The sequence below is a fragment of the Burkholderia sp. Ac-20353 genome, assembly GCF_017104785.1.
Classification (GTDB): Bacteria; Pseudomonadota; Gammaproteobacteria; order Burkholderiales; family Burkholderiaceae; genus Burkholderia.
In genome coordinates, this window is the sequence record NZ_JAAGPL010000208.1 from 1 (window position 1) to 14,228 (window position 14,228).

Consider the following 14,228-nt stretch of genomic DNA (forward strand, 5'->3'; position numbering starts at 1 on the left):
TCGGCATGCACCGGAATAGGGAATTCTGGATACCGGGAATTTGTGCGAGGATGCTGCGCAACCGGCATCAGATCAGAACAACAGAGGAGGCGAGATGACTGAAATGCGGCGTGAAGTGCGTTGGGCATCGCTCGAAGGCGACGGGATCGAGCATCTGGTGTTCGACCGCAGTGACGGCGGGATCATCGTGGAAAGCGCGGTGGTCGGCCAGCGGTACGGAAAATCCTACGGGCTCGCGTACCGGGTGGTCTGCGATGCGCAATGGCGCGCGACCTACGCGGTGCTCAAGGTGATGGGCGGCGGCACGCTCGAGCTGCACGGCGACGGTCACGGCCACTGGCGCGACGGCTCGGGGCGGGCGCTGCCCGAGCTGGACGGCTGCATCGACATCGACATCGCGGCGACGCCATACACGAACTCGCTGCCGATCGGCCGCCTCGGGCTCGCGCGCGGCGAGCGGCGGCCGATCGACGTCGTCTACGTGTCGACGCCCGACCTGAAGGCGACCCCGGTCAAGCAGGCGTACGCGTGCATCGAGCCGGGCCGGCGCTACCGCTACGAAGGCATCTTCCGGGATTTCTCCGCCGAGATGGACATCGACGACGACGGCCTCGTGATCGACTACGAGACGTTGTTCAGGCGCTTGCCGACGATCCGCTGAACGGGCGCCGCCGTTTTCTTCTCGTGCGCGGCGGCGAAGCGGTCGATCCGCGACGCGATCAGGTCGGGGTTGCGCAATACGATCCAGTGCGCACCGTCGATTTCCTCGCGCACGTGCTCGCCGAGCCAGCGGCCGAGGTCGGCCGACATCTCCGGCGTCACGTAGCGGTCGCGCACCGGCACGAGAATCTGCACGGGCGCCTGCGCATACCGCTCGCGCGGTCGCCGGGCGCGTGCGACGAAGTTCGCACGGTACAGCTTCATGCCGTTCAGCGCGTTCTTCAATTGCGCGGGGTCGCGTTCGGGCCGGATCTTCTCGGTGAGCTGCAGCCAGCGCGGCCACAGCGCGGCGCCGCCGAGCCGCCAAACCAGCGACGGCACGAGCGGCAGGTGGAAGAACGCGATGTACCACGACTTCAGGCTCTGCCGGAGCCGCAGCTTCGCGCGGAACACGTGGTCGAGGCACGGCCCCGAGATCGACGTGTACGACGCGATGCGGCCGCGGAACGCCGGGTCGGTCGCCGCTTCCCAGCACTGGATCGACCCCCAGTCGTGACCGACGAGGTGGAACGGCCGGTTGCCGCAGGTCGCGTCGGCGACGGCTTTCAGGTCCTCCGCGAGCCGCGCGAGCGCGTAATCCGCGCGGCGGGCCGGTGCATCGGACGCGCCGGCGCCGCGCACGTCGTACGCGATCACGCGGTAGCGCTTCGCGAGCCGCGCGCGGATCGGCTCCCAGACCGTCGCGGAATCCGGGTAGCCGTGCACGAGGATCACGGGCGGCGCGCGGCGCGAGCCGCTCACGTAGACGGCGAGCTTCACGTCGCCGGATTTGACGGTCAGCATCTCGTTCGCGCGCAACATCGCGTTACGCCTGTTGCGGCGCAGGATGCAGCGGCACGCGGCGCGGTGCGGCCTGCGCGGCGTACTGCGCGTTGGTCGCGTCGATGTTCGCGAGCAGCGTGTCGAGCCCCTGCAGGTACTGGTGGTTGTCGTGGTCCCACGGATGGAAGCCCGGCCGGAAATAGTCGAGCCATTCGCGCGCGATGCTCGGGAACACGCCGTTTTTCGGGCTGTACAGGTACTTCATGAGCCGCCACATGCCGCCGAACTTCCCGTGACGGCGCCGGTGCGCGGACATCAGGCGCAGGTGGAAGTCGAACACGATCGCCCAGAACAGCACGGTCGTCGTCAGCATCGTGCCGGTGCGCAGCAGGTAGCTGCCGAGGCCCGGCTTCATCACCGCGTTCCACACGTCGTACGAGACGGCCTTGTGCTCGGTCTCTTCCATCGCGTGCCACATCCACATCTGCTGATAGCCGTCGACGGAGCCGTCGATCCGGTGCTCATGGCCCGACAGCAGCTGGTTCGCGAGTATCGCCGTGTAGTGCTCGAGCGCGATCGTGATCGCGAGCTGCATCGAATGCGGCAGCACTTTCTTGAACCAGCCGAGGATCGCCCACAGGCGCTTGTCGAGCTTGTGCGCGGGCAGGCCCGATGCCTGCAGCAGGTCGTTGTACTCGATATGCTCGCGCGTGTGCATCGCTTCCTGGCCAATGAAGCCCATCACCTGCTTCTTCAGCTCGGGGTCCTCGATCCGGTCGCGATAGTTGCGCACCGAATCCATGAAGAAGCGCTCGCCGGCCGGGAACAGCAGCGACAGCGCATTCATGAAGTGCGTGACGGGCACGCCCTGCACATGCCAGTCGCGCGCGTGTTCAGGAGGGAGCGCGAAACGGATGTCGCGCCGGACGGGCATCATCTGCGGGGTCGTCATGATTGTTTTCCTCCCTGGTTGCCTGCGTTGTTATAGGTTGCGCCGACCGGCGCGGGCGCGGTGCGGGCCGCGCGGCGGCGTGCCTTCGCGGCCTCGTGCCGGGTCGCGAGCACGACCAGCGCCTGGTACGCGGACGGCAGGATGCGCGCGAGCCAGTCGGCGCCGCGCGCGTCGCGGCCGATCAGCACGCGGCGCCTGTTCTTGCGCACGCCGGCGAGGATCGTGCGTGCGGCGTCTTCGGCGGTCGTGATGAAGAATTTCTCGAATTCGTCCTTGCCTTGCTGCTCGCTTTCGACCATGAAGCCGACCATGTTCTTCGCGACGCGGCTCGACTGCGCGATGTTCGTGCGGATCCCGCCCGGATGCACGCAAGTCGCCGACACGCCGCACTTCATCATGTCGAGCTCCTGGCGCAGCGATTCGGTGAAGCCGCGCACCGCGAACTTGGTCGCGTTGTAGCCGCTCATGCCCGGCTGCGCGAAGATCCCGAAGATGCTCGACGTGTTGATCACGTGGCCGTCGCCGGACGCCTTCAGATGCGGCAGGAACGCCTTCGTGCCGTGCACGACGCCCCAGAAGTTGATGTTCACGATCCACTCGAGATCGCTGTATTCCATGCCTTCGATCGTGCTCGACAGCGCGACGCCCGCGTTGTTGAAGATCAGGTTGACCTTGCCGTGTTCGTGCGCGGTGTCGTCGGCCCACGCGAACATCGCGTCGCGGTCGCCGACGTCCAGCGCGCGCGTCGTCACGCGCACCCCCGGCGCGACCGTGCGGACGATCCGTTCGGTTTCGGCGAGGCCGACCGCGTTCTTGTCGGCGAGCGCCACGTGGCAGCCGGCCTGCGCGAGCTGCACCGCGAGCGAGCGGCCCATGCCCGAGCCTGCGCCGGTGATCGCGGCGACCTTGTTGGCGAAATCTCTCATGTCGGTTGCTCCTGTTCGGGTCTCAGGCCGCTTGCGTGGAAGCGGCGGGGGCGGGCGCGGGTGTGGGTACGGCAGTCGGCCGCGCGGCCGTGTCGTGTTGCGGCGCGCGGTAAGCGTGGTAGTCGGCCATCGAGAAACGGGCCGTCGCCTGCCGGAAGCGCCACGTGAAGCCCGGCCACAGCGTCGTGTTCTTGCCGGTGCGCGGGTCGAGATACCAGCTCTTGCAGCCGCCCGTCGACCAGATCGCCTTCTTCAGCTTGCCCTGCAGGTCGTGGTTGAATTGCGCCTCGACGAGCGGGCGCACCTCGATCGCGTCCGCGCGTTCGCGGTGCATCGCCTGCAATGCGCCGAGGATGTATTCGACCTGCGACTCGATCATGAACACCATCGAGTTGTGGCCGAGGCCCGTGTTCGGGCCGACGATCATGAAGAAGTTCGGATAGCCTGGCAGCGTGGTGCCGAGATACGCGTGCGCGCCGTCGCGCCACGCGTCGACGATGTCGAGGCCGCCGCGGCCGATGATTGCGCCGCGCGGATACGGGTCCGCAACCTGGAAGCCCGTGCCGTAGATCAGGCAGTCGACTTCGTGGCGCTTGCCGTCGGTCGTCACGACCGCGTGCTCGTCGATGCGCTCGATGCCGGTCGTGACCACGTCGACGTTCTTGCGCGACAGCGCCGGGTAGTAGTCGTTCGAGATCAGCACCCGCTTGCAGCCGAGCGTGTAGTCCGGCGTCACGGCCTCGCGCAGTTGCGGATCGGGAACCTGCTTGCGGATGTGGCGCAGCGCGAGCTTCTGCACGTTCTTCATCAGCGCCGGATGGATCGCGAAGCCGAGCACGCGCGATTCGAGCATCCAGTAGATCCCGCTTCTGACGAGCTTCTGCGTGACCGGCATCGCGCGGAACAGCCACTGTTCGAGCTTCGTCAGGTTGCGGTCCGGCTTCGGCATGATCCACGGCGGCGTGCGCTGGAACAGCGCGAGCTCCTTCACGCGCGGCGCGATCTGCGGGACGAACTGGATCGCGCTCGCGCCGGTGCCGATCACCGCGACGCGCTTGCCGTCGAGCGAATAGCCGTGATCCCACTGCTGCGAGTGGAACGCGCGGCCCTTGAAGGTCTCGACGCCCGGGATTGCCGGCAGCGCCGCGCGCGACAGCCCGCCCATCCCGGACACCAGCACCCGCGCGGACAGCCGCTTGCCGTTCGCGAACGTGAGGCGCCAGCGCTGCGCGGCCTCGTCGTACTCGGCGCGCTGCAGTTCGTGGTTCAGGCGCAGGTGCGCGCCGATCCCGAAGCGCTGCACGCAGTCTTCGAGATACGCGCGGATTTCCGGCTGCGGCGCGAACATGCGCGTCCAGCGCGGGTTCGGCGCGAACGAGAACGAGTAGACGTGCGATTGCACATCGCATGCACACCCGGGGTAATGATTGTCGCGCCACGTGCCGCCGACCGACGCCGCCTTCTCGAGGACGACGAAATCGGTCACGCCGGTCTGCCGCAGGCGAATGGCCATCCCGAGGCCGGCGAAGCCGGTGCCGATGATGGCGATGTCGATGGATTCGTCCGGGCCGTCGTGACCAGGGGGGCCGAAAGGCAAAGTGCGAGCATTCATCCGGGTGTCTCCGTTATGGCTCATTTTTGAATGTTACATTGTTTGATGTAACGATAGTGGGTGAGCCCGGAATCCGCAAGAGGGTAGACGGGACACTCTAAGGGCCGGAAGCCCTGTGGGGAAAGGCGGGAGCGGGTTTGGAACGGGGTGGCGGACAGGTGGCCGGCCGGGCCGGCGAGGCCCGCCGAGCATGGGTCGGCGGGCTGGGTCGCAGGCCGCCGGTGCACGGCGGCCTGTTTGAAATCGATTCAGGGACGGATCGAGCGCGTGGCCGTCTCATGGAAAACCCCGGCCACGATCGTCACTTGCGCGAGCGCGTACAGTGCCCAGATCAGGTAGTCGATGCCCGGAAAGCCGCCGAGGAAGCGGCCGACGCCGATCAGCGTGTCGGAGCCGACGAAGATCAGGCTGCCGATCGCGACGAGCGGGCCGCGGGTGCGCGCGGCGAGCGCGAAGGTCGCCATCGCGCACAGCACCAGCATGTAGACGGCGACCGGTGCGGCCAGCTCGTGCAGATGCGGGAGGAACGCGGCGTAGAAGGACGGTGCGGCGAGCCACAGCCCGATCAGCGCGGCGATGCGCCAGCCGTGCGGGCGTGCGCGCCAGCGGAAGAAGATCGCGCAGTAGCACAGGTGGGTGAGCAGGAACGCGCCGAGGCCGCCGACGAACGACAGCGGCCATTCGGGGAGCGCGAGCAGCACGTCGCCGAGCACGGCGGTGGCGAGCGCCGCGCACAGCCACGCGCGTTCGCGTGACGCGCCACACGCGCTGCCCGTGACGAGCAGCAGCACGCCCATCGCGGCTTTTGCGGCGGCCTGGCCGGGATAGGGCGCGGCGGCGAGCGACAGGCCGTAAAGCAGCGCGGCGGCGACGGCGAGCGGCCAGAGCCGACGGTAGGTGGCGGGAAGCGTGGCGATCACGGCGGGGCGTCTCCGGGTTTCAGGTGTTGTTGTCGGCGGCACGCGTTCGCGGGCGCGGCTGCCGGCCATTATCCGGAAGAACGTGCGCAGGAAAACCGGCGATTCCTTCTAGTCGGGCAACACCCGGTCGCCACGCAAAAATCGACTTGCTATGATCGCCACGGGACGTTTCGTCCCGTCCGGCTGCGCTACAGGATTCGCAAGCCAGCGCGATGGTTGCCAAGCTGCATCACGCACCGCGCGTTCCCAATGAATCCGTGCCGTTTTCCGTCCCGCCAACCCAGGACATCATGCGGGCGAGACCGGCTTATCAAAAAAAGCAGGTTCGACATGACCGAACTTCTCCATGGCGACGGTGCGATCCGTCGCGAAACCCCCTATGGCTCCTCGATCGAAAACACCTACGCGGGTGTGCTGTCGTTCATGCGACGCAACTACTCGCGCACGATCGACGGCGCCGACGTCGTGATCTCGGGCGTGCCGCTCGATCTCTCGACCACCTACCGTTCGGGCGCGCGGCTCGGCCCGGCGGCGATCCGCGCGGCGAGCGTGCAGCTCGCGGAGCTGCACCCGTATCCGTGGGGCTTCAACCCGTTCGACGAGCTCGCGGCGATCGATTACGGCGATTGCTGGTTCGACGCGCACAATCCGCTGACGATCAAGCCGGCGATCGTCGAGCATGCGCGCACGATCCTGCGCTCGGGCGCGAAGATGCTGACCTTCGGCGGCGATCACTACATCACGTATCCGCTGCTGGTCGCGCATGCGGAGCGCTACGGCAAGCCGCTGTCGCTGATCCATTTCGACGCGCATTGCGACACCTGGGCCGACGACGAACCGGACAGCCTGAATCACGGCACGATGTTCTACAAGGCGGTGAAGGAAGGGCTGATCGATCCGGCGACGTCCGTGCAGGTCGGCATCCGCACGTGGAACGACGATTTTCTCGGCATCGAGCGGCTCGATGCCGCGTGGGTGCACGAGCACGGCCCGCGCGCGGCGGTCGAGCGCATCGTCTCGATCGTCGGCACGCGGCCTGCGTACCTGACGTTCGACATCGACTGTCTCGATCCCGCGTTCGCGCCCGGCACCGGCACGCCGGTCGCGGGCGGGCTGTCGTCCGCGCAGGCGCTCGCGATCGTGCGCGCGCTTGGCGCGGTGAACCTGATCGGCGCGGACGTCGTCGAAGTCGCGCCCGCGTACGATCACGCGGACATCACCGCGATCGCGGCTGCGCACATCGCGTGCGACCTGCTGTGTCTGTGGCGGCAGAAGAAGGTAGCGGGGACGTTGCGCTGAGCGTTGCGGCCGGCTCGATCGCAACGAAAACACCCGTACGATTGAACACCCGGCACTAACGCTGGCAACTGTCCTGAAAACCCAGGCGATTCAGAAAAACGCCCCAAAGGTTGGACCGGTGTCCAGCTCTTGGGGTGCAGTTCACACCGCTATGCATCGCTGAGCTACAGATCAAGCCGGCGGAAATACCCGGTCAACTCAAGGTACCCCAACCCGACCTTCCTGCCGGCACGCGCGTCATTTCCGCTCGACGTTTCAGGCTCGCTTGCCGCACGCGCGGCAGGCTCGCGACGCGGCGCTTCGAATGCGGTCACCGCGCCTTCCCAGTACACCGCGCCCGTGCTCGCACGGCTATCGAGTTCCTGATCGTCCATCAATGGCGCGAGCAGCAGCTGCATGTCACCCGCATCGACACGCATCGCAACCGGGTAGCGTGCATCCGTATGCGGCGAGCGCCACCAGCGCAGTGGCGTGAAGCGGACGCTTTCCGGCGCTAACGCACGGGTGTTCCCGTCCCGGTCCCGCAGCGTGCCGCCCGCCCAGAACTTGCGGCCCGCGTTGTCGCGAATCTCGAACGCCATCAGCGCGCCGCCGTCGTCGAGATCGATGCCGATCCAGTCCCAGCCGACCGCGTTGTCATCCAGTGGCGCCGACGACCATTCGTGATCGAGCCATGCGCGACCGCGCACCGTTTCCGTCTGGCTTTCCGTCGGGCCGTAGCGCCTGTCCCGGCGCAGCAGGGTGCCGGTCACGTGCAACCACGGCTCGCTGTAGTAGTAACTCGCTTCGCTCGCGAGCGGGCCTTTGCGGCTATAGCCCGAACTGCCGTTGAGCAGCACCGGTTGTGCGGGATGCATCGCGAATGCAAACGTGAAATCGGGCGTGGCGATACTGACGCGGTAGTGCCCGTTGGCGTCGCGCCGAAGCGACCAGTCGCCGAGATGCACGTCGGTATCCGCTTCGCTCGCGTCGGCAAGGCCGAAGCCCGTGCGCGCCGCGCGCTGGTCGTGCTGCAGGCTGCCCACCCGCGGATCGCTCAGTGCAACATGCGCAAACAGCAACTGCGACGGCGCGAAACGACTCGGGTTCGCATCGTCAGGAAACGGCCGCGAGCGAAAGAACGTTACCTGAAAGCCCAGCGCGGGACTCGACGCGGTTTCCAGCCAGCCGGTCGCATACCACCATTCGGTCCGATAGCGCGGATGGGCGCCGTAGTCGCGCGGAAACGCGAGCGCGTGTCCGTTCACCACCTGCGGATAGTCGGGTGTGCCGGCCGATGCGCGAAAGCCGAGCGTGAGCGCCGCGGGTGCGAGCAGAAACGTGCGCCGGTGCATCGCGTCACCAGTCGTCGCGCACGGCGCGCACCGCGTCCACCGACATGGCCGCGCGAGCGCTCCACAGCGCGGTGAGCGCGGCGGCGCAGACGACCGCCGACGCAAGCGCCATCAGCCGTCCCCATGGCATATGCAGGTTCATGGTCCAGTGAAACGACTGAGGATTGACCACATGGACGAGCACTGCCGCGATCACCGACCCCAGCAGCAGACCGGACAGCACGCCAAACAGCGCGAGGAGCGCGCCTTCGAGCGCAAGCATCGCGGCAATCTGGCGGCGCGTGACGCCGATGTGTCGCAACACGCCGAACTCTCTCGCGCGCGCCAGCGCCTGCGCGCTGAAGCTCGCGCCGATGCCGAACAGGCCGATCAGCACGGCGACGGCTTCCAGCAGATAGGTAACGGCGAAGCTCCGGTCGAAGATCCTGAGGCTCACCGCGCGAATTTCGCCGGGCTCGGCGAACGTGAGCCGTGCTCCGCCGGCGAGGCGACCGCGCAGACGCGTGATCGCCTGGGCCGGCGTGACGCCCGGCGCGAGCCACAACGCCGCATCCGTCACGCGCGTGTCGTGCGTGAGCCGCCGATAGTCGCGCGCGTCGATCACCACCGCGCCGAACTGGCGAGCATAGTCGCGCCATACGCCGGCCACCGTGAACGTGACGCGAAGGCCTGCGACCGGCAGTGCCACGGTCTGGCCCAGATGCAGGCCGTACAGATCGGTCATCGCCTCGCTGACCCACACCGGCGGTGGTTCCCCGTCGCGCGGCATGATCGTCCCGGCGACGAGCGGCAAGCGTGCGCCCGGATTGCGCGGGTCGATCGGCCGTGCAATCAGGCTGACGGGCGGCAGGCGCGGGTCGGGCGAAATCTGCGTCGAGCGCAGAAATTCGGCACGTTCAATGCCGGATGTCGCTGCGATCGCAGCCTGATCGTTCGCGGACAGGTACGCGCTGTCGCCGCCCGGCGATGCGCGCAGGTAAAGCGGCGCGGGCAGCAGCACTTGCAGCCAGTCGTCCACCGCAATGCGAAAGCTCGACACCATGATCGCCATCGCCGCCATCAGGCTGAAGCTCACGACGATGCCCGCCAGCCCGATCGCCGCGCGACCGGGCGCATGAGCGAGCTGGGCGAGGGCCAACTGCGGCAGCGCACGGTGTGGCCGCGGCAGCGCATCGAACACGGCGCGGGCGGCGATGGGCATCGCAACGATGCCGCCGAGCAGCAGCAACGCGATCGCCGCGTAGCCGAACACCGGCAATCCGCCAACCGGTGGCAACTGTGTCAACGCGAGACCTGCGCCGAGTGCGAAGAGTGCGCCCATCCCGGCTCGCGATGCATGCAGGCGCTTGAGCGGCGTTTCTTCATCGCCTGCTTTCAGCGCCAGGGCAGGCCGTGCGCGCGCGGCTTCGACAGCCGGCGCGGCGCTGCCGAGTAGCGCCGCGCACAGGCCGAGCGCGAAGAACGCCGACGCGGACCCGGGATCGAAGCGCGCCGTCGGCTGCACGCCCTCAAAAAAGCCGCCGCCGAGATCGCCGCCGGCAAATCGCAACACGGCTGCGGCAAGCGAGAAGCCGAGCGCGACGCCCAGCAGTGCGCCGAGCACGCCCTGTACGGCGCCCTCGGCGACGACGAGCCCGATCACACCGCGGCGTGTCACGCCGAGCGCGCGCAGCAATGCGAACTGCGTGCGCTGCCGCAGCACGGCGAGCGCCTGCATCGTGAAGACGAGAAACGCGCCCGTGAACAGCGCGACCAATGCCAGCACATTCAGGTTCGCGCGATACGCACGTGACAGCTGCGACGTGCGGCGCGCGTTGTCGAGCGGGGTGAGCGCGGCGACGCCGGCCGGCAGGAGCGGGGCGAGCGAGCGTTTGAACGCGGCGACGTCGACACCCGGCCTGAGCTTGATGTCGATCCTCTGCAACGTGCCGAGCCGCTGCAAACGCCACTGTGCCGCGCCGATATCCATCACGCCGACGCGCACGGCCTCGCCCGATGCCGGCAGTGAGCCGGCTACCCGCAGCACGACGGACTGAAGCCCGACCTGCACCGCGAGGCGTTCGCCCGGCCGCAGGCCGGTCCATGCGATGGCCGCCGGCGACAGAAACACGGCGTCCGGGTCCAGCAGGTCGAGCCTGCCGGCGCCTGCGTTCCCGGTTCGCCCGATCAGGTTCGGCGTGACGAAGCCCGCGCGAAACACATCGATTCCGAGCAGCTTCAACGGCGTTTCCCGGCCCGCCACCCGCGCATCCACCTCGACGACCGGGCTTGCCATCGCAATGCCCGGCAGGCGCGCGACGGCGGGGTACAGCGCTTCATCGAAGCCAGCGCGCGGGCCGCGGATTTCGACGTCGGCATTGCCCATCAGCGAATTGACTGTCGATGACAGTTCGGTGAGCGCCGCGCGGTTGATCAGATCGACCGCGTAGCCCATCGCGACGCCGGCCGCGATCGCAAGCATCGCGACGAACGCCCGCAACGGGTGGCGGCGCATCTCGCCGAAGACGAGCACGGCGCCGTACGCACCGGGTCCGGCGAATTGTCCGAATGAACGAATGGCTGACACGGCTCGCCGGGCACGCATCGGTCACGCGCTTCCGCGCTGCCGCAACTCGTGCGGCTCGAGCCCGCGCGGCGTCAGCCGGAGGACCCGGTCTGCCGTCGCGGCCGCCACCGCGGAGTGCGTGACGAGCAGCGCGGCAGCGCGGCTCTGTTGCGTCAACTCGCGCAGCAGGCGCAGGATCCGCATCGCGGTGTCGTGATCCAGGTTGCCGGTGGGTTCGTCCGCCAGCACGAGGCGCGGCCGGTGAACGAGCGCACGCGCAATCGCCACGCGCTGCAATTCACCGCCGGAGAGTTCGCGCGGCAGCGTATCGGCGCGTCCTTCGAGTCCGACCGATGCAAGCGCGAGCGCCACCTGCGCGGACGCATCCGTTGCTCGCACGCCGTTCAGCAGCAACGGCAGCGCGATGTTCTGCGCCGCGCTCAAATTCGGCAGCACGTGGAATGCCTGGAACACGAAGCCCATCTTCTGCCGGCGCAGCAACGTGGTGGCGTCGTCGTCAAGCGTCGCGAGGTCCTGCCCGTCGAACACGATCTGTCCGCTATCCGGGCGGTCGAGCCCGGCGGCGAGATTCAGCAGGGTCGATTTGCCGACGCCGGATTCACCCATGATCGCCACACACTCGCACGCGTTCAGTTCGAGGTTGATGCATCGCAGCACGCTGCGTGGCTGCGTGCCTGGATAGCTTTTCGAAACGTTCGACAGCGTCAGCATGATGTTCGAGGTGTGTCAGTCCCCGCTCGTAAAGACGGTCAGTACCCCCGTATAGCCGTACAGGTGATTCCTCGCGATCTCGCCGCCGGCGAAGAATCCCGCGAGCGGCACGTCGCCCAGCGCATCCCGCACGGTCTGCAACTCCGCATGCGGCGCGCCGAAGTGCGGGCCGCCGCGTCCCGAGCAACTGACATACAGCGCGCCCGTCATGTGCCCGGCCGTGCCGCCCTCCAGTTCGGCGCGGATTTCCGTTGCAATGCGCACCAGATCGGCCCGGGCGGCTTCGGGGTTGCGTGTGCAAAAGGCCAGATGCATGCCGGGCTCGACCCGATCCGCCACCGCCAGGATCCGATGCTCCGGATCCACGCCCACCACGTGGCGTACGAGCGTATCCGCGCCGAACTTTCCGGGCCGTGTCGGCACGTCTTCGGCGCCGCTGCTCAAGCCGGCCAGCGTGACGGACAGCACCTCCGACAACGCGTCGATCGGCAGATCCTGATCGAGTCCAAGATCGTCCAGCACGCAATCGAGTGCGGGCTTGCCATCCAGCGTGACCACCAGGTTGCGCTCGGCCCGGGTAATGGTGCGCACGGGCCCGATGGGCTGGCATCCCTGCGTGACGCGTGAGATCAGGCCGACCCCGGGGCCGAACAGCACGCCCGACAGCCCCCCGGTGAACACGCCGTCCGCAATGTGCAGCGGGCGGTTTCGCGCCGACGACAGGCCGCCGAACAGATAGCCGGTGGTCGTGCGCGCGCTCAGCTCGTGCAGCAAATCCTGCACGTCCGGCGTGCTGCTTTCAGCATGCACCAGCGCGGTATGGGGCTCGAACGCGGAGGATGCCGCAGGCAGTGGCTGCAGGCCGGAGAACAAGCGGAACGAATCCCGTGGCAGCGGCGCGACCATCAATACGAGGGCCGGTTCGTCGATGTATTCGACGCCGCTCGCGGACACGCCGACACCGGCCGTGCCGACCCACGCGACGCCCGGCAGCGCCTGCCGGAGTTCATCGAGGATGGCCTCGGACTCGGGTGCGTAATAGTCGCTCAGGTAGCACCAGCCGAGCGTGAACGGCGCGGGTTCTTCGTGCCGGGCCGCGCGCGCCGTCATTTCGGCCTGAATCTGGCGCCGGCATTCGGCAAGGGCCACGCGCCAATCGGCGTGCGCGGCGTGAGCTTGGACAAACGAGGCGTGGGACATGGCGGCAACCTGTCGAAGTCGGCAATGTATTGGACTCTCGACTGGCCCGACATGTTCGGGCGGTCGTGCGTTACTTCGCCGCGAGCGCCTGCTGCAGGAGCATGCGCGTTGGCGCCCGCAAACGAAGCATTGCCGATATGAATATGACGGCGCCGGGGCTATGCGTTGTCGCCGGGCGCATCCGGCGCGCCGCCCTGGCGCGCGGCCTCGTCGCTGAGCTTCTTGTCGAGGATCGTCGCGACGCGGCCGCCGAGATAGGCGCTCGCCGCGGCCTCGAGCGCGCGGTTCGTCTCGCCTTCGACGAACACGGCCGCGAGCGGACGCAGGCGCCAGATCGCGTCGACCAGCGCGGGCACGTCGGTCGGCGGCGGCAGCGCGCCTTCGTCGTAGCGGTCGAGCCGCTTTACGACGAGGTCGACGAGCAGCCGCGCGATCGCGTCGAAGTGCGGGCGCGCGACGCTGATCGTGTCAAGCAGTTCGCGCACCGGGATGCCTTCCTTCGTCATCGCGGCCGCCGCTTCGAGCAGCGCGGGGCTCTTCGCGACGAACGACAGGCCGCGCCGCTCGAGCAGGCCGAGGTCGGTCACGCGCGACAGTTGCGCGGGCGTCTGCGGGCCGAACATTTGCGCGAGCGCGGCGATCGAATAGGTTTTCGGCAATTCATGCGACCAGCGGCCGCCGATCGCGTTCTCGAGGCCGAGGATCGAGCGCAGGTCGTGGCCTTCGTCGATCGCCTTGATCAGGTCCTGGATGTTCGACAGCGTGTAGCCGCGCGCGAGCAGGTGGTTGATCAGCTTCAGGCGCGCGACGTGCGTGTCGTCGTAGATGCCGACGCGGCCGCGCTTCTCGGGCGGCGCGAGCAGCCCGCGGTCCTGGTACGCGCGGACGTTGCGCACGGTCGTGTCGGACACGCGCGCGAGTTCGTCGACCGTGTACTCGTTGCGGGCGGCGTCCGCAACGACCTCGTCGGGGGTGGGGTGAGTCGGTTTTGGCATGCGGCCATTCTAGCGCGACGCGGCGGGCTCCGGCGATGCGCCGGCCGGCGGCTGCTCGTGCGCGCCGTCGCCGAGCGGCCGCGCGGACCGCATCGGCGATCGCGTCCGCGACGACCTGCACGCGTGGCGAACGTCGCGCGGCCACGTTTCAAACATCGGCCGCGCCGGCCGGATCGTCGTCTCTCCCGCAAGCCCGGCGGTTTGGAAGGGCCGGACAATATCCGCGCCGAA

At 68.1% G+C, this 14,228-nt stretch carries 13 protein-coding genes; 2 read left to right on the top strand and 11 right to left on the bottom strand.

Translation table 11 applies throughout. The features are described from left to right. Positions 1–103 precede the first annotated feature (103 nt). Complete coding sequence (locus G3N94_RS34255; protein ID WP_205798329.1) at positions 104–661, top strand: putative glycolipid-binding domain-containing protein; 558 nt, start codon at positions 104–106, stop codon at positions 659–661. On the opposite strand, the gene G3N94_RS34260 is transcribed toward G3N94_RS34255, so the two are convergent. The 5 genes from G3N94_RS34260 to G3N94_RS34280 all read right to left on the bottom strand — a co-directional run bounded on the left by G3N94_RS34260 (position 622) and on the right by G3N94_RS34280 (position 5,892). After that, entirely contained in the window at positions 622–1,521 is a 900-nt protein-coding gene (locus G3N94_RS34260; protein ID WP_205798305.1) for an alpha/beta fold hydrolase, read from the bottom strand. The genes G3N94_RS34255 and G3N94_RS34260 overlap by 40 nt on opposite strands. Positions 1,522–1,525: 4 nt before the next feature. Continuing rightward, on the bottom strand, positions 1,526–2,434 hold the full coding sequence (locus G3N94_RS34265) for a metal-dependent hydrolase (RefSeq protein WP_205798307.1): 909 nt from the start codon (positions 2,432–2,434) through the stop codon (positions 1,526–1,528). Next, on the bottom strand, positions 2,431–3,360 hold the full coding sequence (locus tag G3N94_RS34270) for an SDR family oxidoreductase (protein ID WP_205798309.1): 930 nt from the start codon (positions 3,358–3,360) through the stop codon (positions 2,431–2,433). The genes G3N94_RS34265 and G3N94_RS34270 overlap by 4 nt, the downstream gene beginning before the upstream one ends. Positions 3,361–3,382: 22 nt before the next feature. Beyond that, positions 3,383–4,972: an NAD(P)/FAD-dependent oxidoreductase gene (locus G3N94_RS34275; RefSeq protein WP_205798311.1), complete on the bottom strand. Its 1,590-nt coding sequence runs from the start codon at positions 4,970–4,972 to the stop codon at positions 3,383–3,385. A gap of 248 nt (positions 4,973–5,220) precedes the next feature. Then, positions 5,221–5,892 carry a lysoplasmalogenase gene (locus tag G3N94_RS34280; protein ID WP_205798313.1) on the bottom strand — a complete coding sequence of 224 codons (672 nt, stop codon included), beginning with the start codon at positions 5,890–5,892 and terminating at the stop codon, positions 5,221–5,223. Positions 5,893–6,222: 330 nt separating this feature from the next. On the opposite strand from G3N94_RS34280, the gene speB reads away from it, so the two are divergent. After that, complete coding sequence (speB, locus tag G3N94_RS34285; protein ID WP_205798315.1) at positions 6,223–7,191, top strand: agmatinase; 969 nt, start codon at positions 6,223–6,225, stop codon at positions 7,189–7,191. A gap of 164 nt (positions 7,192–7,355) precedes the next feature. On the opposite strand, the gene G3N94_RS34290 is transcribed toward speB, so the two are convergent. The 6 genes from G3N94_RS34290 to G3N94_RS34315 form a co-directional block, all read right to left on the bottom strand. After that, the gene (locus G3N94_RS34290; RefSeq protein ID WP_205798317.1) at positions 7,356–8,525 is read right to left on the bottom strand and encodes a carotenoid 1,2-hydratase; all 1,170 of its coding nucleotides are present in this window, start codon (positions 8,523–8,525) and stop codon (positions 7,356–7,358) included. 4 nt (positions 8,526–8,529) lie between these two features. Then, entirely contained in the window at positions 8,530–11,019 is a 2,490-nt protein-coding gene (locus G3N94_RS34295; protein WP_241022234.1) for an ABC transporter permease, read from the bottom strand. A 93-nt stretch (positions 11,020–11,112) separates the two neighbouring features. Further along, positions 11,113–11,802 (bottom strand): ABC transporter ATP-binding protein, encoded by a 690-nt coding sequence (locus tag G3N94_RS34300; protein ID WP_205798321.1) that lies wholly within the window; start codon positions 11,800–11,802, stop codon positions 11,113–11,115. A 15-nt stretch (positions 11,803–11,817) separates the two neighbouring features. Beyond that, positions 11,818–13,002: an FIST N-terminal domain-containing protein gene (locus G3N94_RS34305; RefSeq protein WP_205798323.1), complete on the bottom strand. Its 1,185-nt coding sequence runs from the start codon at positions 13,000–13,002 to the stop codon at positions 11,818–11,820. A 158-nt stretch (positions 13,003–13,160) separates the two neighbouring features. Next, positions 13,161–13,997: a MerR family transcriptional regulator gene (locus tag G3N94_RS34310; RefSeq protein WP_205798325.1), complete on the bottom strand. Its 837-nt coding sequence runs from the start codon at positions 13,995–13,997 to the stop codon at positions 13,161–13,163. Positions 13,998–14,006: 9 nt separating this feature from the next. Further along, positions 14,007–14,228: hypothetical protein (locus tag G3N94_RS34315; protein WP_205798327.1), on the bottom strand; the 222-nt coding region annotated here is incomplete at its 5' end.

What these genes read in the sequence shown, in the direction of transcription:
- G3N94_RS34275 (WP_205798311.1), bottom strand. Translation starts at nt 4,972, where the DNA reads ATGAATGCTCGCACTTTGCCTTTCGGCCCCCCTGGTCACGACGGCCCG.
- G3N94_RS34260 (WP_205798305.1), bottom strand. Translation starts at nt 1,521, where the DNA reads ATGTTGCGCGCGAACGAGATGCTGACCGTCAAATCCGGCGACGTGAAG.
- speB (WP_205798315.1), top strand. Translation starts at nt 6,223, where the DNA reads ATGACCGAACTTCTCCATGGCGACGGTGCGATCCGTCGCGAAACCCCC.
- G3N94_RS34305 (WP_205798323.1), bottom strand. Translation starts at nt 13,002, where the DNA reads ATGTCCCACGCCTCGTTTGTCCAAGCTCACGCCGCGCACGCCGATTGG.
- G3N94_RS34290 (WP_205798317.1), bottom strand. Translation starts at nt 8,525, where the DNA reads ATGCACCGGCGCACGTTTCTGCTCGCACCCGCGGCGCTCACGCTCGGC.
- G3N94_RS34310 (WP_205798325.1), bottom strand. Translation starts at nt 13,997, where the DNA reads ATGCCAAAACCGACTCACCCCACCCCCGACGAGGTCGTTGCGGACGCC.
- G3N94_RS34270 (WP_205798309.1), bottom strand. Translation starts at nt 3,360, where the DNA reads ATGAGAGATTTCGCCAACAAGGTCGCCGCGATCACCGGCGCAGGCTCG.
- G3N94_RS34255 (WP_205798329.1), top strand. Translation starts at nt 104, where the DNA reads ATGCGGCGTGAAGTGCGTTGGGCATCGCTCGAAGGCGACGGGATCGAG.
- G3N94_RS34295 (WP_241022234.1), bottom strand. Translation starts at nt 11,019, where the DNA reads ATGCGCCGCCACCCGTTGCGGGCGTTCGTCGCGATGCTTGCGATCGCG.
- G3N94_RS34265 (WP_205798307.1), bottom strand. Translation starts at nt 2,434, where the DNA reads ATGACGACCCCGCAGATGATGCCCGTCCGGCGCGACATCCGTTTCGCG.
- G3N94_RS34300 (WP_205798321.1), bottom strand. Translation starts at nt 11,802, where the DNA reads ATGCTGACGCTGTCGAACGTTTCGAAAAGCTATCCAGGCACGCAGCCA.